The following is a 21,554-nucleotide window of genomic DNA, read 5'->3' as shown; positions in this document are numbered from 1 at the left end:
TTTGTTACGATGCCGAGGCGCCGATGTCAGCGGCGGACGTCGATCACGTCGCCCGAGCGGCTGTCCACCACCACGGTGATGTCGTCGCCGCGCCGGTCCGAACCGCGGACGATGATGCGCGGACCGCGACGATCGACGTTGTCGACGTCGGTGAGACCCTGGCGGCGCGCGATGCGGATCGCCTCGCCGCGGCTGAGGTCGACGTCGTCGCGCGGGCCGCGCTCGCGATAGCCGGGGTCGACGCGGACGCCGCCGGGTCCGATCTGGATGCCCTGAGCCGAGGCGGGGGCGGCGAGCCCGGCGACTCCCAGTCCGGCAACCATCATCAGGCCAGCGAGTACCGTCTTCGTCCGCATTGCTTCGTCCTTCTCTCGGCACGCTCCCTGTTCGGAAACTGCGCTCGGTTCGGTCGTCGCCTCAATCTGCGGGGCGAGGAATAGTTCCCGACCGGGACGTTCGCGAATCAACAGGGCTCGGCGTGGACTGTTCCGGTCGCGCGCTGGTCCGGGCTCGCCGGGGCGGCTTCGACCGGCTTGTCGAAGCGCTCGCGGAAATGCGGGATCGCCGCCTCGAACACCGCCTCGGCGGCGGCCCGGTCGCCGCGCGCCACCGCCTCGCGCAGGGATGCCGTCCAGACGTCGAGGCGGGCGCGGTCGGCGAAGACGGGCTTGGCCGCCATCACCCCGTCGATGCCGTCGAGGCTGACGCGGGGCTCCTCGCGGGCGAACAGGATCTCGTTCAGGCGTTCCCCGGGCCGGGCGCCGGAGAACACCAGCTCGATCTCCGCGCCGGGCTCGAAGCCGGCCAACCGGATCATGCGCTCGGCGAGCTCGGCGATCTTCACCGGCTGGCCCATCTTGAGGACGTAGACGGCCGCGCGCTGGTCGGCAGCGCCGGGCACGAGGCTGCGCGCCTCGCCGTCGGCATGCGAGGCTGCGGTGAGGACGAGGTCGGCGGCTTCCCGCACGGTCATGAAGTAGCGGACCATGTCGGGATGGGTGACGGTGACGGGGCCGCCGCGAGCGATCTGAGCCTTGAACACCGGCACAACCGAGCCGACCGAGCCGAGCACGTTGCCGAAGCGCACGGCGATCAGCCGGGTCGGGTGGCCGGGGATCGCTGCCTGCTCGGCGTCGCGGGCCTGCGCCACCATCTCGGCGAAGCGCTTGGTGACGCCGAGCTGCGAGACCGGCTCGATCGCCTTATCGGTGGAGATCATCACCAGGGCGCGGGCGCCGGCCGCCACCGACGCGTCGGCGACGTTGATCGAGCCGAACACGTTGGTCTTGACGCCCTCGCTCCAATCGCGCTCCAGGTAGGGCACCTGCTTCAGGGCGGCGGCGTGGAAGACGTAGTCGGGGCGGAATTCGGTGAAGACCGCGTGCAGGCGCTCGCGGTCGCGGATGTCGGCGAGCGAGCCGGCAACCTCGGCCTGGGCGTTGAGCAGGGCCGGCTGGCTCAGGATGCCGTGGAGTGCGGGCTCCGAGCTTTCCACCACCATCAGCGCCGAGGCGCCGAAGGCGAGCGCCCGGGCGCAGATTTCCGAGCCGATCGAGCCGCCGCCGCCGGTGACGAGGACGCGCTTGCCGGCGAGGAACCGTTCGAGCCGCGGCCGGTCGATCGCGACGGTCGGGCGCAGCAACAGGTCCTCGATCTCCAGCGGCGCCAGCTCGGCGTCGCGCATGCCCTCGCCGAGGCTGACGACCCGCGCAAGCGGCAAGCCGAGGCGCCGGGCGCGGGCGATCAGGTCGTCGGGCTCGGCCTCCGGCGCCAGGGCGCTCGGCGTCGCGACGAGGCGGCGCACCGGCTGGCCGCGGGCGGCCAGCTCTCCGACCACCCGCTCCAGGTCGGCGAAGCCGCCGAGCACGGTCACGTCGCGCATGGTCTGCCCGGCCTCGTCGGCGCGCGGCGAGAGGATGCCGCGCGGGACGAGCTTGCGCACCGAGCCGGATTCGATGGCGCGCAGCAGGGTCTCGATGTCGGCGCCGCGGCCGAGCAGCAAGGTCGGCACCGTAGCGGACCGGGCGCTCGACTGCTTGGAGCGGGCGTATTTCAGGTAGCGGAACGCGAGCCGCGTGCCGCCGAGCAGGAAGATCTGCAAGACCCAGTACAGGACGATGGCGATCTTGCCGAAGAAGTAGAACCCGTACAGGTCCGACGAGACCAGCACGTAGTCGAGCACCAGCAGCCCGAAGGCGAGCACGCTCGCGGCGCGGACGATGCCCGCGAGGTCTGGCAGCGAGGCGAAGCGCCACTTGGTGCGGTAGAGCCGGAACTGCCGGTAGACGAGGCCGGCCACGACGAGGAACGGCGGCAGCAGGACCGGAAGCGCGTGAAGGCGCTCGGCGAGGGCGTCGCCGGTGAAGCGGAACACGAAGGTGAGGACCACGGCCAGCGCGGTCGCCACGAGGTCGTGGACCACCATCACCGCGGTCTTGTAGGTACGCTGCTGCATGATGTTCCGCGGCGGTATCGGCTCCGCCTCGGGCGGTGTCAACGCGGGCGTCAGGCCCCCGGGCGCACCACCCGCGCCACCGCGTCGTCGGCCTGGTCGATGTCGGGTGCGTCGATCCGCCGGTAGCGCGCCTGGATCAGGCCGAAGGCGCCGAACGCCACGTGGCCGGCCGCCACGATCGCCAGTAGGACACGTCCGTAGGGCTGGGCGCGCAGCGCCTGGAACGCCCCCGACAGGCCCTTCACCTCCGAGGAGGCCTGGTACCAGGCCGCGACGACGACGAAGCCGCCGATGATCAGGAACGCGATGCCGCGGGCGGCGTAGCCGAACCGGCCGACCGGCTCAGCCCAGGCCTGCCGCGCCGCGTCGAGGGCGAGCCGTTCGGTGACGTCGCCCCGCGCCGCCTTCACCAGGAAGCCGACGCCGCCCCCGACGACGCCGAGGCCGATCAGCGCCACCGCGACCCGGCCATAGGGTTTCGCCAGCAGCCAGGCAGTCCAGTCCTGCAGGCCATCGCCGTCCGATTGCAGCCCGAGACCGAGGGCGAGGCTCGCCGCGGTCAAGCCGAGGCCGGCGTAGATGCCGGCGCTGATCAGGTGAGCGCCCCGCACCGCGAGACCCTTGGGGGAAGTGCCGCGCCGGTCGGCGTCGGTCACGGCCTCGACCAGCCGCCAGGCGGCGAAGCCCCAGAGCCCAAGCGCGATCAGGCCGACGATCCAGGGGCCGAGCGGGCCGAGCAGCACGAAGCGCAGCGCACCCGCACTGTCGCCGGCCTTGCCGCCGGCGCCGACGGCCGCGAGCACCGCCAGCACGCCGACGACGCAGTAGACGGCGCCGCGGGCGCAGAAGCCGAAGCGGGCCAGGCGCTCGATCGTGTTGCGCCCAGCAAAGCGGGTGGACGAGCGACCGGAAGGGCCGCTCACGCCGGATCGCGCTGCGGCTTCCCGGACAATGCCACGTAGAACCCGAGGCCGTCGCCGGCCGGCAGCGTCTGCAGGCGGTCGACCAAGCCGCGGCGCTTGGCGTCCAGCAGCAGGCGTCCGGCCGGCTGGAACAGCGTCTCCCCGCCCCCCTCGGGCGGCGGGTCGAGGCGGATCGCCACGGTCTTGCCCTTGGCGAAGCGGCTGCGTTCCAGCATCTCGTTGAGCGACGCCTCCGCCGTGGCCCGGTTGGCGCCGCGCAGGTCCATCACCGATTCCGCATCGGTGAGGCCGAGGCCGCCGCGCAGCTTGTCGGCGTAGAAGTCTTCGAAATGGGGCAAGGGCGACGACCTGCTGGGAGTTTGTCAAAGTACTGGCGAACGCGGTGGATGCCGGCTCGCGTGAGGAGGATGCTCTAGAACGACAGACCGGCGAAGACGGTTGCGACGGGCAGGGCGCCGCCGAACTCGGGCAGCTCGATCGCGCCGTCGAGGTCGAGCGCCTGCTTGCGCCAGGCGTTTCCCTCCTGGCGCCGCCAGACCTCCACCCGCGGTTCGTCCTGGTACACGATCAGGAAGACCTGAAGGCTTTCGACGGCGCGGTAGAAGTCGGTCTTGCGGCCGCGGTCGGCGCTCATGGTCGAGGGCGACAGCACCTCGGCGACGAGGACCGGATCGGAAGCGTAGCCGTCCGGGAGGATCGGACCGCAACGCACCACCACGTCGGGGATCGGCGCGAAGTCGTGCATGTGCCGGCTCACGATGGCGATGCCGGGGACGACGCGGCAGCCCTTCGGCTCCACGAGTTCGGCGAGCCTTCGTGACAAGGTGAAAACGATGGTCTGGTGCCGCTCGCTCGGCGGCGGCATCAGGACCGGCTCGCCGTCGAGCAGTTCCCAGCGCTCGTCGTCCGGGCGGCCGGCGACCCAGTCCTGGTACTCGGCGACGCCCATGCGGTCGTCCCGCTTTGCCGCGACTGCCATGCGAGCCTCCGAACCACGTGGGCGAGAATGTCACGAGATGGGTCGGCGTGCGACCGACGTCATCCGCGAACGATCAGAATTCCACCCGGGCATAGATGTCGGAGACCGCGAGCGTGCCGCCGAGTTCGGGAAGGTCGACGGCCTCGCCCTGGCCGAGCATCCGCATCGCCCAGCCGGCGTCCCGCTGCAAGACCTCCACGCGATGCGCGTCCTGGTAGACGATCAGAAACGTCCGGATCGATGCGACCGTCCGGAAGAAGTCGGTCTTGCGGCCTCGATCCATGCTCATCGTCGACGGCGAGAGCACCTCCGCGACGACGAGCGGGTCCCGCGTGTAGCCGTCCCGCGGCAGCGGCCCGCACTGCACGACGATGTCGGGAATCGGCGCGAAGTCGTCCATCGCTTCGCTGAGGACGGCGAGGCCGGGGAGGGCGTGCGCGTCCCTCCGCTCGGCGAGGTCGTCGAGGCGCCGGGCGTGATTCGCGACGATGCGCTGGTGCCGCCCGCTCGTCGGCGACATCAGCACCGGCACGCCGTCGAGCAGTCCCCAGCGCTCGCCATCCGGCTTGGCTTCGACCCAGTCCCGGTACTCGGCGACGCCCATGCGCGTGTCGCGCCGTCGGGCAACAGCCATCGCGGCCTCCTCCGGTGAGGCCGCGATGGTAGCATTCCGGGGGGCGTCCGCAACGATCGCGGACGGCCGGCTTCAGCCGTGCACGAGCACGTTGCGGAACTGCCAGGGGTCGCTCGCGTCGATGTCCTCCGGGAACAGGCCGGGGCGGCCGGCGAGCGGGGTCCAGTCGGTGTAGACGCCGACGACGGGCCCGAGATACGGGGTCTGGACCTCGAGGCAGCGGCGGAAGTCCATCTCGTCGGCCTCGACGATGCCGGCCTCCGGGTTCTCCAGCGCCCAGACCATGCCGGCGAGCACGGCCGAGGTCACCTGCAGGCCGGTGGCGTTCTGGTAGGGCGCGATCCGGCGGGTCTCCTCGATGGAGAGCTGCGAGCCGTACCAGTAGGCGTTCTTCTTGTGGCCGTAGAGCAGCACGCCGAGCTCGTCGATGCCGTCCTCGATCTCGTCCTCGTCGAGGATGTGGTGCTTCTCCTGCACCTTGCCGGCGTTGCCGAACATCTCGTGGAGCGAGAGCACGGCGTCGTTGGCCGGGTGGTAGGCGTAGTGGCAGGTCGGGCGGTAGGCGGCCCGATCGCCCTCGCGGACCGTGTAGTAGTCCGAGATCGAGATCGCCTCGTTGTGGGTGACGAGGAAGCCGAACTGCGACTGCGCCGTCGGCGTCCACGAGCGTACGCGGGTGTCGGCGCCGGGCTGCAGCAGGTAGATCGCGCAGCGCGAGCCCTTCTCCTGCTCGCGCGCGTTCGCGGGCATCCAGGTCTCGTGCGTGCCCCAGCCGAGCTCGGCCGGCTGGTTGCCCTCGGAGACGAAGCCCTCGACCGACCAGGTGTTGACGAACACGCCCTGCGGCTTGGGGTGCTTGGCCCGCTGCGTGTCGCGCTCGGCGATGTGCACGCCCTTGACGCCGACCTCGCGCATCAGCGCGGCCCATTCCTCACGGGACTTCGGCTCGGGGGTCGTGACGCCGGTATCCTTCGCAATGTTGAGCACCGCCTGCTTCACGAACCACGACACCATGCCGGGGTTGGCGCCGCAGCACGAGACCGCGGTGGTGCCGCCGGGGCTGGCGGCGCGGGCGTCGAGGATGTCCTGGCGCAGGGCGTAGTTGGTGCGGTCGCCCTGGCTCTTGTCCTTGTCGAAGTAGAAGCCCGGCCACGGCTCGGCGACGGTGTCGATGTAGAGGGCGCCGAGCTCGCGGCACAGCTCCAGGATCGCGCGCGACGAGGTGTCGACCGACAGGTTCACGCAGAACCCCTGGCCGCCGCCCTCGGTGAGGAGCGGGGTGAGCACGTCGCGGTAGTTCTCGCGGGTGAGGGCCACCGTCTCGAAGCGCAGGCCGTGCTTGTCGGCGAGCGCGCGATGCGAATCGTCGGGGTCGATCACGGTGAAGCGGGCGTGGTCGTATTCGAAGTGGCGCTCGATGAGGGGCAGCGTGCCGCGGCCGATCGATCCGAACCCGATCATCACGATGGGCCCGCTGATGCGGCCGTGGACGGGCGCCTTGTTCGAACCTGGCTGCGGCGTATCGGTCATGGCGGGGGCGGTCCTTCGGATGTGCGCGGCGCGCAGAGGCGGCTCGGGTTAGGCGGCCGATGTGACGATGGGGCGACAGGCCGGGCCCGTCCGCGAACGCGACGTCCCCTCAGGCCGCCCGGCGGCGCTGCCGTTCCGGGCTCTCGGCCGTCGCAGGGCGCCGCGTGGATGCCGGACCTAGTGCCGCCTCATGCCGCAAGGGTCAACCGCACGGCGCCCGCGCGAACCGCAGAGGTGTTGACGAAGTGTTGCGCATGCATGCGACCTCTGCATGCGAGACCTTCGAACCGGTGCGTTGCGTGCACCGCACAACGATCGCATGCTGCATCGCAAGATCGATCGAAGACCCGTCCTGGGTCGCAGGTCGCACGGAGTCGCCCATGCTGTCCGTCCTCACCGCGCACGTCCCGGCCCCCGCCGACGAGCCCCAGGATCGCGATCCCGGTTTCCTGACCCTCGCCTTCACGGTGGTCCGCGCCCTCCGTCGCGAAGGCCGCAACGCGTTCGAGCGTCGCTGCGCCCGCGCCGCCGAGACGCTTCCGCACGCCTGATCCGACCGCCGCGCCGGAAAATCCGGCGGCGCCGGATTGCGCCGCCCCGCCCCGGGCTTTAGGCGCCTTCCTCGAAGCCATGTCGGCCGAGGGGGCCTAGTCTCGCATGTCGCCGATCCGCGCATCTCGCCATTCTGCGCGCCTCGCCGCGCTCCTCGCGGCCTCCCTGATCGCGCTGTCCGTGGGCGCCGTCCCGTCCGCCGCGCAGGAAGAAGCGCCGGACGCCGCGCCTGCAGCGCCCCCCAAAGTCAAGCCGAAGCCGCGCCCGCCCGCCCCGAAGCCGGCACCGAAGGCGAGTCCGGCCGCGACGCCCGCGTCGGCGGCCGACGCCAAAGCCGCCGCCAAGCCGGCACCGGTCTGGCCCGCAGGCGCGCTCTCGATCACCGAGAATTACGGCGAGTGGACCCTCACCTGCACCCGGCCCGAGACGAATACGGCCTGCATGCTGATGCAGTCGCAAGGGGACAACAAGACCGGCAAGCGCCTGTTCGCCTTCGAGTTGCGGACGCCGAAGGACGGGCGGGCGGAGGGCCTGATCCTGATGCCGTTCGGTCTCTCGATCGACCCGGGCGTCACGTTCAAGCTCGACGACGTGGTGCTGGGCAAGGGCGCGCCCTACATCTCGTGCAGCGCGGAAGGCTGCCTCGTGCCGATCAGCTTCCCGACGCTTGCCACCGACGCGATGCGGACCGCCAAGACCCTCCAAGTGATCGGCGTGAAACCGAGCAACGAGGAGCCCCAGCCGATCGCGGTGCCGCTCGGCGGGTTCGCGGCGGTCTGGGACCGGGCGATCGCCTTCACCAACTGATCCGACGACGGACGGCAGACACCGAGAGCGGCCGGCAAGGCCGCCGACCCGGGCAGGCGAGACGACGAGAGGGCCGAGCATGCGCGACACGATGATCCTGGCGGGGCTGCTGGCCTGCCTCGCCACCCCCCTCGTCGCGCAGGAGGCCGCTCCCTCCGGCGGCCCGCCCGATTCGATGCCGGACGCCCCTCCGATGGACAAGAAGCGCGTCATGGCCGCGCGCCTCACCGGGCTGGTCGGCTTTACGAACAGCTCATGCCCGGACCTGCAGGGCGATCCGGTCCTCCTGAAGGGCGCCGTCGAGCGCCTCGGGATCGACCCCAAGGACCTGGAGCAGGGCGAGCTGGCGATGGTCGCGCGCTCGTTCTCCGAGACCTACCAGAAGGACGTGCCGGCGAACTGCAGGCGCGCGATCGAGACGTTCGGCCCGTCGAGCCGGATCGTCCCGAACCTCATCGTGAAACGCTGACCCTCGTCTCGACTGAGGCGCGCGGGGACGGCGCGGGACGGCGTCCGAAACCACGATTAAGCGTGCGTTAGCCGCGATCCGGCAGTGTCGGCCCTCAGCGGCGTCGGAGCGTTGCGTCCCTTGTCCGGGGCGCCCGCCGCCCCCGGGTGCGGCGTATCGATGGGCGGGTGGCTCGAGACGGGACCAAGGGTCCGCCGCATGCCCCGCCGCGCGGGCCTCGCGCTCGCGATACTGGCAGGCCTCGGGCTTCCGGCCGAGGCCGCCAAGCTCCTCGCCGTCTCCGGCACCGAGGCGCAGGGCTACGCCCGCATCGCCTTCACGTTCGACGGCGCGGTCTCGATCAAGGCGCGGCTCTCCGGCGGCGTGCTGGTGCTCAACTACGACGAGCGGACGGAGGCCGGACCGGAGCGGCTGGTCTCCGAGCTGCCCGGCTACCTCGCCGCCGTCCGGCGCGATCCCGACGGCAGCGGGCTGCGGCTGGCCCTGCAGCGGCCGATCCGCGTCAACGTGCAGGAGGCCGGCGAAAAGGTCTTCGTCGACCTGCTGCCCGAGAACTGGACCGCCCTGCCGCCGCCCCTGCCGCCGGACGTCGTCGCCGACCTCGCCCGCCGCGCCCGGGCCGCCGAGGCGATCCTGAAGGCGCGCAACCCCGCCCCCGTGCGCCGCCCGCTCGGCGTCGAGGTCGCGAAGTTGCCGACGCTCACCCGCCTGACGGTGCGCCTGCCCGAGGGCGTCGCGGCGACGATCGACCCGGAGGGCGGCGCCACTCGCCTGCGCGTGCCCGGCGCCTACAGCTTCGACCTGTCCGAGACCCGAGGCCGCCTGCGGCCGGACATGGCGCGCCTCACCGCGACCGCGGACGACGCCTCGGCCGGCCTCGCGGTCGCGGTCGCCGACGGGTTCACGGTCTCCACCGACCGCGACGACGGCGCCGTGGTGTTCGACATCGTCGCGAAGAAGGACCCGGCCAAGGCCGACGCGACCGCGTTCGAGGTCGTAAAGCTCGCCGCCGCCAGGGCCGAGGGCGCCGGCAAGGCCGAGCCCAAGGAAGCGGCGAAAAGCGAAGCGTCCAAGGGTGACGGAGGCAAGGGTGACGGAGGCAAGGGTGAGGGAGCCAAGAGCCCCACCAAGGCCGACCTTCCGGCGCCCGGTTCCCGCTCCGGCGCCTCGGAGGCCGCCGCCCGTCCGCCCCTGGCCGAGCCGCCCGAGCGTCAGGCCGGCTCCGGCCTGGTCTTCCCCTTCGCCAAGCGCCCGCCGGTCGCCCTTTTCGAGCGCGGCGGCATCGCCAACCTCGTCTTCGAGACCGCCGAGCCGGTCGCCCTCCCGGCTGCCGGAACGGGCACCCTGCGCGCCGTCGGCGAGCCGCTGCGGATGGGAGGGCAGACGGTGCTTCGCTTCGCGGTGCCCGCCGGCGCCCTGCTCGACCTCGTGCCGGTGAGGGCCGGCGCCGCCGCCGGCGCCTGGGAGCTGATCGCGGGCGACAACCTCGGCCCGAGCGACACCCTGGCCCCGACGCGCCTCCCCGATGCCGCCGGGCGCTCCCGCGTCGCGATCGGCCTGCCGCAGCCGGGGGGCGCCGCCTGGCTCGACCTCGACGGCGAACGCGTCGCCGTCGTGACGGCGCGGGGTTGGAAGCCCGCGGGCATCGCCAAGCGGCAGCGCTTCGTCGACTTCGAGCTGCTGCCGAGCCGCTTCGGCGTCGCCGTGCTGGCCCAGGCCGACGACCTCACCGTCCGCCCCGACCTCGACGGCGTCGTCGTCGGGCGCGACGGCGGCCTCGCGATCTCGGCCGTGGCACGCCCGCCCGACGCACCGCTCGCCGAGGTGTCGGATTTGGCGATCCAGCGCGAGCCCTGGGAGCAGGCGCGGCTCGGCGACGTGCGCGAGACGATCCGGACGCAGTTCGCGGCCTCGATCGCGGCCTCGGCCGGTACGCGCGGCCCGATGCGCGTGATGCTGGCGCGCACGCTGCTCGCCAACGGCCTCGCCGCCGAGGCCCTGACGACTCTGGAGTTGGCCTGCGCCGACGACCCGGTGGTGGCGAGCAGCCGCGAGGCCGCGATCCTGCGCGCCGCATCGCTCGCCGGCATGGGCCGCAACGCCGAAGTGCGGAAGGCGCTGGCAGCCGGGACGCTGGCGCGCGACCCGGAAGCCGTGCTGTGGCGCGCCGTCGCCGACGGGCAGGCGGGCCGCTGGCGCGAGGCCGAGGAGGGGCTCTCCCAAGCGATGCCGCTGCTCGAGCGCTACCCGCTCGCCCTCCAGGCGACGCTCCGCACGCTTGCGGCGGAAGCGGCGATCGAGACCGGCGACATCGACGCCGCGTCGCGGCGGATCGTACTGCTCACGACGTCCGACCTGTCGCACCTGGATCGCGACCGCGTCGCCCTGGTTCGCGCGCGCATCGACGAGGCGACCGACCGGACCAAGGCGGCGCTCGAGGCCTACGACAGCCTGGCCGAATCGGGCGAGCGCCCGGTGGCTGCGGCGGCGGCCCTGCGCGGCACGCTGCTCGGCCGCGACGCCGGCAACCTCACACCCGCGGAGGCGATCGATCGCCTCGAACGCCAAGCGATCACCTGGCACGGCGGGGAGATCGAGGACGCGATCACCGCGGGCCTGGCCCGCCTCTATATGGCGGCCGGGCGCTATCGCGAGGCCTTCACCGCCGTCCGCGCGATCGACGCCATCGCGCCGGACGCCGCGTCGAACCGGGCCCTGCACGACGAGGCGGCGTCCCTGTTCGACGACCTGTACCTCTCGCCGCGCGGCGATGCCCTGGGCGGCGTGGACGCGGTGGCTTTGTACTTCGACTTCAAGGAGTTCGCCCCGATCGGGCGGCGCGGCGACGCGATCGTGCGGCGCCTCTCCGAACGGCTCGTCGGCCTCGACCTGCTCGATCCGGCGGCCGAGCTGCTGCAATACCAGCTCGACCACCGCCTCACCGGCCCGGCCCGGTCGAGCGTCGCGACCCAGCTCGCCACGATCCGCCTGATGGACGGGAAGCCGCTGAAGGCGCTGGAGGCGATCGAGGGGACCTACCTGCCCGAGCTCCCGCGCGACCTGCGGCGCGCACGGGCGCTGCTGCGCGCGCGCGCGCTCTCCGACCTGTCGCGGACCGATCTGGCGCTGGAGACGATCGAGGGGGAGGCCGGCCCCGATGCGGTGCGGCTGCGGGCCGACATCCTGTGGTCGGCCCGGCGCTGGCGCGAGGCCGGGGAGGCGCACGAGGCCCTGCTCGGCGACGCGTGGCGGACCGGCAAGGCGCTCGACGACGCCACCCGCTCCGACGTGATCCGCGCCGGCATCGCCTACGACCTCGCGGGCGAGCCGATCGGGCTGGAGCGGCTGAAGGCCAAGTTCGCCGGCGCCATGGCCGAGAGCGCGGACGCCCGCACCTTCGCGCTGCTGACGAGCGCCGACGCGACCAGAAAGCCCGGCTTTCGCGAGATCGCGCAGAAGGCGACGAACGCCGAGACGCTGGCGGCCTTCCTGGCCGAATACCGCAAGCGCTACCCGGACACCGCGCTTCCCCCCCGCGGCGAAGCCGAGAAGCGCGCCGACGGGCAGGGGACTCCGCCGGGCTGAGCATCACGCGACCGATCGAACTCTGATCCGTGTCGGGATGAATGCGGTTGCCGCGAGCGTTCCCCGCTGATCGGTCGCCCCGTTGCATGGCCGGCGATCTCAGCGCGTCAGCGGCACCGCGGTGATGAGGCGCCAAGCGATCGTCGCCTGTCGCTGCCAGACGACGCGGACGTGCGGCCGCCGCCCGTCCGGGGCAACGACCGGCCCCTCGACGACGAGGCGCATCCGTCCGTCGATTTCAACGAAACGGAGCGCATCCGTGCCGAACAGCGCGTCGGCCTGTGCCAGCGAGGCACGGCCAATCTCGTCAGGCTTGGCCCGATCGAACCCGAAGGACAGGAAGAAGCGCGCTTTGGGTCCGCCGATCGGATGAGCGAGGTTCAGAAGATAATCGACCAGCTTGCGGTCCGGGATTTCCAGGACCGGCCACCAGCCCTCGTCGATCACGGAATCGCGCGCTCCGTGCGAGCGAGCTGAGCAGCGCCGACGGTGGCGAGTGGGCCGAGCGGTTCGGAGAACTCGACCTCGGAGGCTTCGCCCGCTCCCCAGACCGCGACCACGGTTCCCTCGGTGCCCGCCGGGATCGTGTCGCCGTCCAGGGTCACGACGCTGGCCAGCACGCGCACGTCGTCGAGATCCCGCAGCGGAGCGCTAGGATCGGTCCGCCGCATGAGATGGATGGTGTCGACCGACATGGCGAGGATGGGCCGGGCCGGCCGGGTCGTCAAATCGCGTCGGGCGGGAAACGCAGGGGCGACGCGCGTCAGCTCCCGCCGTAGCTCTGCACCAGCGACGCGGCGACCAGGGTCCAGCCGTCGACGAGCACGAAGAAGATCAGCTTGAAGGGGAGGGCGACGGTCGCCGGCGGCACCATCATCATGCCCACCGCCATCAGCACCGAGGCGACCACGAGGTCGATGATCAGGAAGGGGATGAACAGCAGGAAGCCGATCTCGAAGGCGCGGCGCAGCTCCGAGATCAAGAACGCGGGGGTGACGATCTCGAGGCCCACCGCCTCGGGGCCCGACGGCACCGGCACCTTGGCCATGTCGAGGAAGAGCTTCAGGTCCTTCTCGCGGACGTTCTTCAGCATGAAGGTCTTGAACGGCGCCGAGGCCCGCTCGAAGGCCTGCACCTGCGTGATCTGGTTGGCGAGCAGCGGCTCGATGCCGGCGCGGTAGGCCTCGCGGCCGGTCGGCGCCATCACGAAGGCGGTGAGGAACAGGGCGAGGCTGACGATCACCGTCGTCGGCGGCGCGGTCTGGGTGCCGAGCGCCGAGCGCAGGATCGACAGGACCACCACGATCCGCGTGAACGAGGTCGCCATGATCAGCACCGAAGGCGCCAGCGCCAGCACGGTGATGAGCGCGACGAGCTGCAGCGCGCGCTCGCTCGCGCCGCCCGTCCCAAGGTCGACGGTGAGGCTCTGGGCCGCGGCCGGACCCGCCCCGAGCCCGAACGCGAGGGCGGCCAGGGCGAGGCGGCGCAGGGTCCGAAGCTGAGGGTCGGGGCGGGCAGGGGTCATGGCGCCGGCACCCTGGGGCGGGTTCGGCGACCGTGCAAGCCTTCCCGGCGGCCCGAGCAGGTTCACGGCGTCTCTTGCGGGCTCATCGCGTCTCTTGCGGGCTCATGGCGTCTCTTGCGGGCTCATGGCGTCTCTTGCGGGGTCATGGCGTCTCGGCGCGCACGGCGCCGCGGCGCGCCTCGAGGTTCTGCCACACGATCAGCGCGGGCAGGCCGAGCACAATGTCGGGCACGCGCTTGGCGAGGGACAGGGCGATGGCGGTGCCCGGATCGATCCCGAACAGGGCGCCGACGAGCACGAACCCGCCTTCCTGCACGCCGAGCCCGCTCGGGATCGGGAAGGCCGCCGACTTGATCGCCTGGCTCAGGGCCTCGATCACCAGAACCTCGCAGAGCGTGACGCCCTCGACGCCGATGCAGGCGAGCACGATCGCGATCTCGGCGGCGCCCAGCGTCCAGGCGAGCGCGTGCAGCAGGATCGATTGCAGCAGCCGTGCCCGCCGGCCGCGGCCCCAGACCGCGTCGAGGGCATCCTGCACGCTGCCGCCCGCGCTGCGCGCCGGCTCGGCCTCGCGCACGAATCGGCGCGAGAGCGCCCCGAGGCGGGCCTCGACGAAGCGCGCCGCGCCGGTGCGCTGGAAGGCGAAGAAGGCGGCCAGCACGAGGCCGGCGACCGCGAGCGCCCTGAAGACCCAGCTCGCGAGTTCGGCCGCCGGCTCGCCCTGGACCTGCATCAGCAGGCCGGCGCCGAGCAGCGCGAACAGAGCCTGGGTGCCGACCTGGAACAGCATGTCGGCGAGGATCGAGGCCGCGGCGAGCGGGCCGGCCACGCCCCAGAAGGTCAACAGCCGGCCGCCGACCACGTCGCCGCCGACGGAGGCGACGGGCAGCAGCACGTTGATGCCCTCGCGCACGAACCGCAGGGTGGCGAAGGCGCCGAAGCCCGCCGGCGACAGGCGATCGAGGATGCGCTGCCACGCCAGCGCGCAGAGCAGCACGATCGCCGCCCGCATCGTCACGACGCCGGCGAGGCCGAAGATGCCGATCCGGCCGAAGGCGTCGGCGACGGCGCCGAGATCGTTGGTGGCGACGAGCCAGATCGCGAGCCCGAGGCCGAGCACGGTGCCGACGAGCGGCAGGCGCCGCAGGAGCGCCCGAGCGAGCGCGGGCCGGCCCGCGCGAAGAGGTTCCGGCGCGCTCACGCGGCCGCGTCGCGGGCGTCGTCGCGCTCGTCTTGACCCAGGTTTGCGCGCGGGGGCAGCAGCAGGGCGACGATCGCGTCCGGCGACGCCGTCGGATCGATCAGCAGGATCCGTCCGGCCGCGACGCTGGCTCCGGTGGCGACGGCGACCAGGCGCTTCGGGCAGGGGCCGAGGCACCCGGTCTCGACCACCCGCAGCTTCGCCCCGGAGCCGCCCTGCTTCAGGCCGGCCTTCACCCGGTCGCGGATCGCGCGCTTGGACAAGCCCTGGCGCTTGGCGCATTTGGTGCAGACGGCGACGACCTCCGAAAACTTCGCCTTCGCGGTGCGGACGGTTGGGGGCGGCGTGCGGTCGGCGGGGTCCGGTTTCATCGCCTATCGGGTAGGACGAGGCGGCGCGGCGCGCAACCGCGCGGATTCGCCCGAACCCGCCCAGGGCACGGCAGGCCCGACGCCTTAAAAAGGGCCGAAAAGAACGGGATTGCGGCATCGTTCCGATCGTGGGCGAGCGGCTTCCCCGAAGGCTCGGAAAAGCTGCCCGACACAGCACGGCCGAACGGACAAAGCGCAGGAAACCGGAACGGATGAGCGTCGACGAGGTCAGGCAAGGCGATCGACTCCGCGGCCTGCTGCAGGTCGCGCAGCGCTCGGTGACCGAGCTTCGCCGCGGCGCGGAGACGATCGAGCCGGTCCGCGCGCCGGAGCGGCGCTCCCTGGTGCAGCGCACCCGCGAGAGCCTCGCCTGGACGCGCCTGCCCGGCCTGCGCCCGGCCGACGCCGAGCCCAAGAGCTACGTCGCCCGGCTGGTGCAGCGATTCAGCCTGTTCGTCCTGCTGCCGACGGCGTTGGTTGCGTTCTACCTGTTCGCGATCGCGTCGGACCAGTACATCGCCGAGGCGCAGTTCGCCGTGCGCGGCAACGTCGAGCCGATGGAGAACGTCTCGCTCGGCGAGTACACGAGCCTGATTCAGAAGCACAACAGCCAGGACAGCTACATCGTCCGGGACTTCATCAACAGCCAAGCCATGGTCGACGCCGTCGAGAAGAGCCTCGGCGTGTCGCGGATGTTCTCGCGCAAGGAAGCCGATTTCTGGGCGCGATACCGTGCGCCGCAGCCGATCGAGGAACTGACCAAGTACTGGCAGGAGCACGTCCTCGCGCGGATCGACGCGATCTCGGGCGTGATCCAGCTGTCGGTGCGCGCCTTCACGCCGGAGGACGCCCTGGCGATCGCCAAGGACGTGATCGCGCGCTCCGAGGTGCTGATCAACGAGATCTCGCGGCGGGCGCAGGCCGACATGGTCAAGCAGGCCGAGGTCGATTCGGTCGCCTCCGAGGAGCGGCTGCGCAAGGCGACCCTCGACATCCAGCGCTACCGCAACCACTGGGGCATCATCGATCCGATCAAGTCGGCGGAGAGCACGCTGACGACGATGATGACCCTGCGCAAGGACAAGCTGAAGGCCGAGAACGACCTCCAGGTGCTGCGTGGATCGAACCTCGACGAGAAGTCGCGCTCGATCCAGGTGCTCGCCGCCACGGTGGCCGCGATCGACAGCCAGATGAAGGGGCTGCAGGACCAGCTCACCACCGACGGCGGCTCCGCTGGCGGCGCGACCATGACCAACGCGCTGCTCGAATACGAGGGCCTGATGGTCGAACGCACCATCGCCGAGAAGCTGAACGAGATGGCCAACACGATCCTCGACAAGGCCCGCGTCTCGGCCGGCAAGCAGCACATCTTCCTCACCGCCTTCGTGCCGCCGATGATCCCGACGGATTCGCTCTATCCGAAGCGCTGGCACCAGCTCGCGGTGCTGTTCTTCTGCTTCGTCGTTCTGTGGAGCTCGGTGTCGCTCATCGTCGGCGGGATCAGGGACCAGCGGATCTGACCGGGCGCCCCGCTCGACCGACTCACCCGACCTCGCCTTCAACGGACCCGATCTCACGCGCATGGCGGACTTCTCCGATCTCGTCGCCCAGGCGATCAAGCCCTCCATGAACCGGGCCGAGCGCGAGGCGGTCTACGGCGTGGTGCGGCAGGCGGTGCTGCGGCTGCGGCAGCGCGAGGACATGAGCCCGGACGATCCGCGGCTCGCGATCCAGCAGCACCTCATCGAGGAGACGATCCGCGACGTCGAGGCCGACATCGCGCGCTTCGAGGCGATGCGGAAGCTCGACGCGGCGCTCGCGGCGCAGACGCGTGCGCACAACGACGGCGGTTCCGGCCGCCGCTGAGGCGGCGCGGCCCGGATCGCGCGTTGACCGGGACCTTGGCCCCCTGTTTGCTGGGGAGACGAGCCGGCCGCGACGACCGGAGCCGAAGGCCTCCCGATCCATGGCGCTGCACCACTTCTCCACCGACGCTCCGTCTGCCGGCGACACCTCCGGCCAGGAGGCGGATGCCGCGCATCGATCCACCGGCAGCCTGCCGGAGATCGACGCCTTCGCCGACGAGATGGCGGCGTGGCGGCACGACCTGCACGCCCATCCCGAGCTGCTCTACGACGTGACGCGCACCGCCGCCTTCGTGGCGGGCAAGCTCGAAGCCTTCGGCTGCGACGAGGTCGTCACCGGCATCGGCCGGACCGGCGTGGTCGGGGTCGTCCGCGGGCGGGGAACGGGAAACGGCGCGAACCGCATCCGCACCCTGGGCCTGCGGGCCGACATGGACGCCCTGCCGATCCAGGAGGTGCGCGACCTTCCCTACCGCTCGACCGTGCCGGGCAAGATGCACGCCTGCGGCCATGACGGGCACACCGCGATGCTGCTCGGCGCCGCCAAGTACCTCGCCGCCACCCGCGCCTTCGACGGCACGGCGGTGCTGATCTTCCAGCCGGCGGAGGAGGGCGGCGGCGGCGGCGAGGCGATGGTCGAGGACGGCCTGATGGAGCGCTTCGGCATCGATGCGGTCTACGGCATGCACAACATCCCCGGTCTCGCGCTCGGGCGGTTCGCCATCCGTCCCGGCCCGATCATGGCCTCGACCGACCGCTTCACCCTGACGATCGAAGGGCGCGGCGGCCACGCCGCCCTCCCGCAGAACGCGATCGACAGCGTGCTGGTGGCGAGCCACGTGGTGATCGCGCTGCAATCGATCGTCTCGCGCAACATCGACCCGCTGCAATCGGCGGTGGTCTCGGTCTGCGCCCTCGAGGCGGGCGAGGCCTTCAACGTCCTGCCGCAGACGGTCACGATGCGCGGCACCATGCGCGCGCTCTCCACCGAGGTGCGCGCGGCGACGAAGGCGCGGATCGTGGCCATCGTCGAGCAGGTCTCGGCCGGCTTCGGCGCCGTCGGCGGCGTCGACTTCGGATCGAGCTATCCGGTGACGGAGAACCACCCCGCGGAGGCCGCCTTCATGGCCGACGTCGCCGCGGGCCTCGTCGGGGAGGGCGGGGTCGACCGCGCCGTGGCGCCGATGATGGCGGCGGAAGACTTCTCCTACATGCTCGGCCGCCGCCCCGGCGCCTACCTGTTCCTCGGCAACGGCGACAGCGCCGCGCTGCACCACCCGCGTTACGACTTCTGCGACGCAGCCGCCCCGCTCGGGGCCTCGCTCTGGGCGCGGCTGATCGAGACAGGGTTGCCGCTGGCGGGGTGAGGGCGTTCAGGTCTTCTCCGCCGCCAGGACGGACGCCACGATCGCGTTGGCGTGCCCGTGACCGAAGCCGTGATCGCTCTTCAGCATCGCGACCAGATCCATGTGCTTGGCCGGAAGCTTGTCCCGCACGATCTGCTGCCACGCGCTCACCGGGCGCCCGTATTTTTTCTCGATGGACGGGAAGTACGAGGCCGGTCCCTTGATCGGTTCAGTGGGCATGGCGGGGCCTCCTCCGGGTCCCGCCGCCCGGCGGCGCAGGATCTGTGATCGTCATCGGTGCCGGGTGTCCGACGGGACGATGCCGGCCGCGCGTCGCCTGGGTTCGGCCCAAGCCCGCCGTCACGCCGGGTAGCGCTCCTTCAGCAGCGCGTAGACCAGCCGCGCGGACTGCACCTCACCGCCTTCCGGGCGACCGGGCTTGGTCGAGGGGTTCCAGCCGTAGAGGTCGACGTGCACGTGGCGCTTCGTGTTCGGGGCGAAGCGGCGCAAGAACAGGGCGGCGGTGATCGCCCCGGCGAAGGGGCCGCCCGAGACGTTGTTAAGGTCGGCGACCTTCGAGGCGAGGAGGCTCGCATAGGGCGCGTGCAGCGGCAGGCGCCAGACCGGGTCGATCGCGGCCCAGCCCGCCGCCTCGAACGCGGCGGCGAGCGCGTCGTCCTCGGTGAAGTAGGCCGGCAGGTCGGGACCGAGCGCCGTGCGGGCGGCGCCGGTGAGCGTCGCGAAGTCGATCAACAGGTCGGGCGCCTCGGCGTCGGCCAGCGCCAGCGCGTCGGCGAGGATCAGGCGGCCCTCCGCGTCGGTGTTGCCGATCTCGACGGTGAGCCCGGCGCGGCTGCGGATCACGTCGCCGGGGCGGAAAGCCTCGCCGGAGATCGCGTTCTCCACCGCCGGGATGAGCAGGCGCAGCCGCAGGCGCAAGCCGGCGCCCATCGCCATGTCGGCGGCGGCCAGCGCCGCGGCCGCGCCGCCCATGTCCTTCTTCATCAGCAGCATGCCGGCCGACGGCTTGATGTCGAGGCCGCCGGTGTCGAAGGCGACGCCCTTGCCGACGAGGGTCACGCGCGGTGCGTCTTCCGGCCCCCAGTTCAGGTCGATGAGACGGGGCTGGCGGGTCGAGGCGGCGCCGACCGCGTGGACCAGCGGGAAGTCGCGTTCGAGCTCGGCGCCGGCGATCACGGACACCGTAGCGCCATGGCGCCCGGCCAACGCCCGCGCCGCCGCCTCGATCTCGGCCGGGCCGAGGTCGTTGGCGGGCGTGTTGACGAGGTCGCGCCCGAGGGCGACCGCGGCGGCGATGCGACCGACCTCGCCGGCGTCGACGCCGTCGGGCGCGACGAGGCGCGGTTGCTCCGGCCCGGCGGAGCGATAACGCGAGAAGCGGTAGGCGCCGAGCAGCCAGGCGAGCGCGGCCTTGGCGGCGGCATCGCCCGAGACCTGCGCCAGCGCGTAGGCGCCGGGCGGGAGCAGGCCGGGGAGCTTGCCGGCCGACAGCCGGTCGTGGCCGGCCTCGTCCGTCGCGCCGAGGCCGAACAGGACGCGGGCGAGGCTGCCGTCGGCGGCCGGCAGAAGCGCGAGCTGGCCGGCTTTCGCGGTGAAGCCGGTCGCCGCCGCATAGGTCCTCTGCGACGCCTCCAGCCCCGCCTCGGTCGCCGGCCAGCCGGCCTTGGCGACGAGCGTGACCGGGATGCCGGGAGTACCGGCCGGCAACAACGGAGGGATGGACGGTGCGGTGTCGGTCATGCGGTCCCAGCCGGCCGGGGCGTTTAACCCTGGGTTAGGGTTAACGCTCTATCACCGTCCCGTCGGGTGCGGGAAGAACCCGCCCGACCTCGACGGAGCATTCCATGATCGCGGCCTCCCGGCCGGTTGCGGCCACGTTCGCACGGAACTCGGCACCCCGGCTGATCGCCGCCTGCCTAGTCACCCTCGTGGCCGCGGGCTGCCAGTCGCGCTCGCCGGAGACCACCGGCTCGATCAACGGCGCGCGCCCCTCGGCCGGGCAGACCGAGGCGCTCGCGGAATCCTATGCGGCCAACCCCAACGACCTCGGCACCGCGATGCGCTACGCGCAGGCGCTACGGGCCAGCGACCAGCGCGCCCAGGCGAGCGCGGTGCTGCAGCAGGCGGCGCTTCGCAACCCGCGCAACACGGCGGTGCTCGGCGCCTACGGCAAGTCCCTGGTGGAGGTCGGGCGGCTGCAGGAGGCGCAGGAGGTGCTGCAGAACGCCCATTCCCCGGCCCAGCCGGATTGGCGCATCCTGTCGGCGCAGGGCTCCGTCGCCGACCAGCTCGGCGACCACGCCCGCGCGCAGGGTTTCTACGACGCCGCCCTGAAGATCCGGCCGGACGAGCCCTCGGTGCTGTCCAATCTCGGCCTGTCCTACGCCCTGGCGCGCCAGCTCGACCGGGCGGAGGAGACGATGCGCGTCGCGGTCTCGCGGCCTGGCGCGGATGCACGGGTGCGCGGCAACCTCGCGCTGGTGCTCGGCCTGAAGGGCCGCTTCGACGAGGCCGAGGCGATCCTGCGGCGCGACCTGCCGCCGGCGGAGGTCGCCGCCAACCTCGCCTCGTTGCGCAGCCTCGCCGCGCAATCGACCCGCGCCGTGACGGCGCGCAAGCCCGCCGATCGCGGCTAGGGCGTCATCCCTGATCTGCGGATCACGGAAAACGCTCCATCTCGTCGTGGGGTCGCATCGTCTCGACGCGAGCCGGGATCGACCGTGCTGGAAAAGGCTCTAGTGGTCGAAGTCTGACGGATGGAACCCATGCTTTGGGTCCGCTCCCGACCCATGGCAGCCAAATTTCACCGCTCAGAAACTATCCAGAAGCGTACATCGAAACGTCAAATCACTCGCTTGTTGAAAATCGCTTCTTCAACTTTTAGCGCAGCTTTGTTTTGAAACCAATCAATCATCCTGCGAACATCCGCTTCTGTTGTGGCAGAAACATTAGCATCGATGAGTTCAGCGCTGGCTTGCGCCATCGCGATCAAGATACGTGCCGCCTCTGGGACGTACGGAAGATCGTTCTGATTGTCATGGCGTGAGCGGATGATTTTATACCGAATGTTTTCGGGATAAGTCCACGCGCTGACGAGCATTTCATAGACGCTCACATCTTGCCCGGCCAGGACAGCGCTCGCGTCTCGATCATTTTCGGAGTAGCCGCAAGCCTCGATCCGTTCGCATGTATCGATGGCTGCGCTCATCATTTCACGGATCAAACTCCAGTCGGTTTTCATGATCCCTCCGAACGGTTCGCTCGGCAGCTTACCTCGAACTTTGGCGCAAA

At 71.6% G+C, this 21,554-nt stretch carries 23 protein-coding genes; 8 read left to right on the top strand and 15 right to left on the bottom strand.

Annotation, left to right across the window (positions count from 1 at the left end):
• Positions 1 to 26: 26 nt before the first annotated feature.
• The 7 genes from FV234_RS05155 to FV234_RS05125 all read right to left on the bottom strand — a co-directional run bounded on the left by FV234_RS05155 (position 27) and on the right by FV234_RS05125 (position 6,521).
• Entirely contained in the window at positions 27 to 356 is a 330-nt protein-coding gene (locus FV234_RS05155) for a PepSY domain-containing protein (protein WP_238271584.1), read from the bottom strand.
• Positions 357 to 463: 107 nt separating this feature from the next.
• Positions 464 to 2,455, bottom strand: coding sequence for an SDR family NAD(P)-dependent oxidoreductase (locus FV234_RS05150; protein ID WP_147828275.1), 1,992 nt, complete (start codon positions 2,453 to 2,455; stop codon positions 464 to 466).
• A 50-nt stretch (positions 2,456 to 2,505) separates the two neighbouring features.
• Positions 2,506 to 3,378 carry a DUF1206 domain-containing protein gene (locus FV234_RS05145; RefSeq protein WP_246686119.1) on the bottom strand — a complete coding sequence of 291 codons (873 nt, stop codon included), beginning with the start codon at positions 3,376 to 3,378 and terminating at the stop codon, positions 2,506 to 2,508.
• Positions 3,375 to 3,716, bottom strand: a complete 342-nt coding sequence (locus FV234_RS05140) for a hypothetical protein (protein WP_147751003.1) — start codon at positions 3,714 to 3,716, stop codon at positions 3,375 to 3,377. Before FV234_RS05140 ends, FV234_RS05145 begins: the two co-directional genes overlap by 4 nt.
• A 74-nt stretch (positions 3,717 to 3,790) precedes the next feature.
• The gene (locus tag FV234_RS05135) at positions 3,791 to 4,357 is read right to left on the bottom strand and encodes a Uma2 family endonuclease (RefSeq protein ID WP_147828274.1); all 567 of its coding nucleotides are present in this window, start codon (positions 4,355 to 4,357) and stop codon (positions 3,791 to 3,793) included.
• Between the two features lie 73 nt (positions 4,358 to 4,430).
• Positions 4,431 to 4,991, bottom strand: a complete 561-nt coding sequence (locus FV234_RS05130; protein ID WP_147828273.1) for a Uma2 family endonuclease — start codon at positions 4,989 to 4,991, stop codon at positions 4,431 to 4,433.
• A 72-nt stretch (positions 4,992 to 5,063) separates the two neighbouring features.
• Positions 5,064 to 6,521: a saccharopine dehydrogenase NADP-binding domain-containing protein gene (locus FV234_RS05125; protein WP_147828272.1), complete on the bottom strand. Its 1,458-nt coding sequence runs from the start codon at positions 6,519 to 6,521 to the stop codon at positions 5,064 to 5,066.
• Positions 6,522 to 6,901: 380 nt separating this feature from the next.
• Here FV234_RS05125 and FV234_RS26065 point away from each other — a divergent pair, with 380 nt between their 5' ends.
• From FV234_RS26065 to FV234_RS05110, 4 genes are all read left to right on the top strand, one after another.
• Complete coding sequence (locus FV234_RS26065) at positions 6,902 to 7,072, top strand: hypothetical protein (protein WP_187273585.1); 171 nt, start codon at positions 6,902 to 6,904, stop codon at positions 7,070 to 7,072.
• Between the two features lie 106 nt (positions 7,073 to 7,178).
• The gene (locus FV234_RS05120) at positions 7,179 to 7,880 is read left to right on the top strand and encodes an invasion associated locus B family protein (protein WP_147828271.1); all 702 of its coding nucleotides are present in this window, start codon (positions 7,179 to 7,181) and stop codon (positions 7,878 to 7,880) included.
• Between the two features lie 79 nt (positions 7,881 to 7,959).
• Positions 7,960 to 8,349, top strand: coding sequence for a hypothetical protein (locus FV234_RS05115; protein ID WP_238271580.1), 390 nt, complete (start codon positions 7,960 to 7,962; stop codon positions 8,347 to 8,349).
• Positions 8,350 to 8,547: 198 nt separating this feature from the next.
• Complete coding sequence (locus tag FV234_RS05110; protein WP_246686118.1) at positions 8,548 to 11,934, top strand: hypothetical protein; 3,387 nt, start codon at positions 8,548 to 8,550, stop codon at positions 11,932 to 11,934.
• A gap of 99 nt (positions 11,935 to 12,033) precedes the next feature.
• Here the strand turns inward: FV234_RS05110 and FV234_RS05105 are convergent, their stop codons facing one another.
• The 5 genes from FV234_RS05105 to FV234_RS05085 form a co-directional block, all read right to left on the bottom strand.
• Positions 12,034 to 12,381, bottom strand: coding sequence for a DUF6883 domain-containing protein (locus FV234_RS05105; protein ID WP_147815716.1), 348 nt, complete (start codon positions 12,379 to 12,381; stop codon positions 12,034 to 12,036).
• Positions 12,378 to 12,629: a DUF4926 domain-containing protein gene (locus FV234_RS05100; protein ID WP_147828269.1), complete on the bottom strand. Its 252-nt coding sequence runs from the start codon at positions 12,627 to 12,629 to the stop codon at positions 12,378 to 12,380. Before FV234_RS05100 ends, FV234_RS05105 begins: the two co-directional genes overlap by 4 nt.
• A gap of 68 nt (positions 12,630 to 12,697) precedes the next feature.
• Complete coding sequence (fliP, locus tag FV234_RS05095; protein WP_147828268.1) at positions 12,698 to 13,459, bottom strand: flagellar type III secretion system pore protein FliP; 762 nt, start codon at positions 13,457 to 13,459, stop codon at positions 12,698 to 12,700.
• A 142-nt stretch (positions 13,460 to 13,601) separates the two neighbouring features.
• Positions 13,602 to 14,660 carry a lysylphosphatidylglycerol synthase domain-containing protein gene (locus FV234_RS05090; protein ID WP_147828267.1) on the bottom strand — a complete coding sequence of 353 codons (1,059 nt, stop codon included), beginning with the start codon at positions 14,658 to 14,660 and terminating at the stop codon, positions 13,602 to 13,604.
• Complete coding sequence (locus tag FV234_RS05085) at positions 14,657 to 15,031, bottom strand: (2Fe-2S) ferredoxin domain-containing protein (RefSeq protein WP_187273584.1); 375 nt, start codon at positions 15,029 to 15,031, stop codon at positions 14,657 to 14,659. The genes FV234_RS05090 and FV234_RS05085 overlap by 4 nt, the downstream gene beginning before the upstream one ends.
• 212 nt (positions 15,032 to 15,243) lie before the next feature.
• Here FV234_RS05085 and FV234_RS05080 point away from each other — a divergent pair, with 212 nt between their 5' ends.
• The 3 genes from FV234_RS05080 (at position 15,244) to FV234_RS05070 (ending at position 18,263) form a co-directional block, all read left to right on the top strand.
• Positions 15,244 to 16,551 (top strand): capsule biosynthesis protein, encoded by a 1,308-nt coding sequence (locus FV234_RS05080; RefSeq protein WP_147828266.1) that lies wholly within the window; start codon positions 15,244 to 15,246, stop codon positions 16,549 to 16,551.
• 61 nt (positions 16,552 to 16,612) lie between these two features.
• Positions 16,613 to 16,897 (top strand): hypothetical protein, encoded by a 285-nt coding sequence (locus FV234_RS05075; RefSeq protein WP_147750165.1) that lies wholly within the window; start codon positions 16,613 to 16,615, stop codon positions 16,895 to 16,897.
• A 190-nt stretch (positions 16,898 to 17,087) separates the two neighbouring features.
• Entirely contained in the window at positions 17,088 to 18,263 is a 1,176-nt protein-coding gene (locus FV234_RS05070) for a M20 aminoacylase family protein (protein ID WP_187273588.1), read from the top strand.
• A gap of 6 nt (positions 18,264 to 18,269) precedes the next feature.
• Here the strand turns inward: FV234_RS05070 and FV234_RS05065 are convergent, their stop codons facing one another.
• Complete coding sequence (locus FV234_RS05065; protein WP_147828265.1) at positions 18,270 to 18,482, bottom strand: DUF4287 domain-containing protein; 213 nt, start codon at positions 18,480 to 18,482, stop codon at positions 18,270 to 18,272.
• Positions 18,483 to 18,602: 120 nt separating this feature from the next.
• Complete coding sequence (locus tag FV234_RS05060) at positions 18,603 to 20,003, bottom strand: leucyl aminopeptidase family protein (protein WP_147828264.1); 1,401 nt, start codon at positions 20,001 to 20,003, stop codon at positions 18,603 to 18,605.
• 104 nt (positions 20,004 to 20,107) lie between these two features.
• On the opposite strand from FV234_RS05060, the gene FV234_RS05055 reads away from it, so the two are divergent.
• A complete protein-coding gene (locus FV234_RS05055; protein WP_147828263.1) occupies positions 20,108 to 20,899 on the top strand; it encodes a tetratricopeptide repeat protein in 792 nt (263 codons plus the stop codon).
• A gap of 206 nt (positions 20,900 to 21,105) precedes the next feature.
• Here the strand turns inward: FV234_RS05055 and FV234_RS05050 are convergent, their stop codons facing one another.
• Entirely contained in the window at positions 21,106 to 21,504 is a 399-nt protein-coding gene (locus FV234_RS05050; protein ID WP_147814897.1) for a hypothetical protein, read from the bottom strand.
• Positions 21,505 to 21,554 lie beyond the last annotated feature (50 nt).

The organism is Methylobacterium sp. WL8 (assembly GCF_008040045.1).
In the GTDB taxonomy this organism is placed as follows: domain Bacteria; phylum Pseudomonadota; class Alphaproteobacteria; order Rhizobiales; family Beijerinckiaceae; genus Methylobacterium; species Methylobacterium cerastii.
Note: the sequence above shows the minus strand (reverse complement) of the source record. Positions and strands in the feature narration are given on the sequence as shown.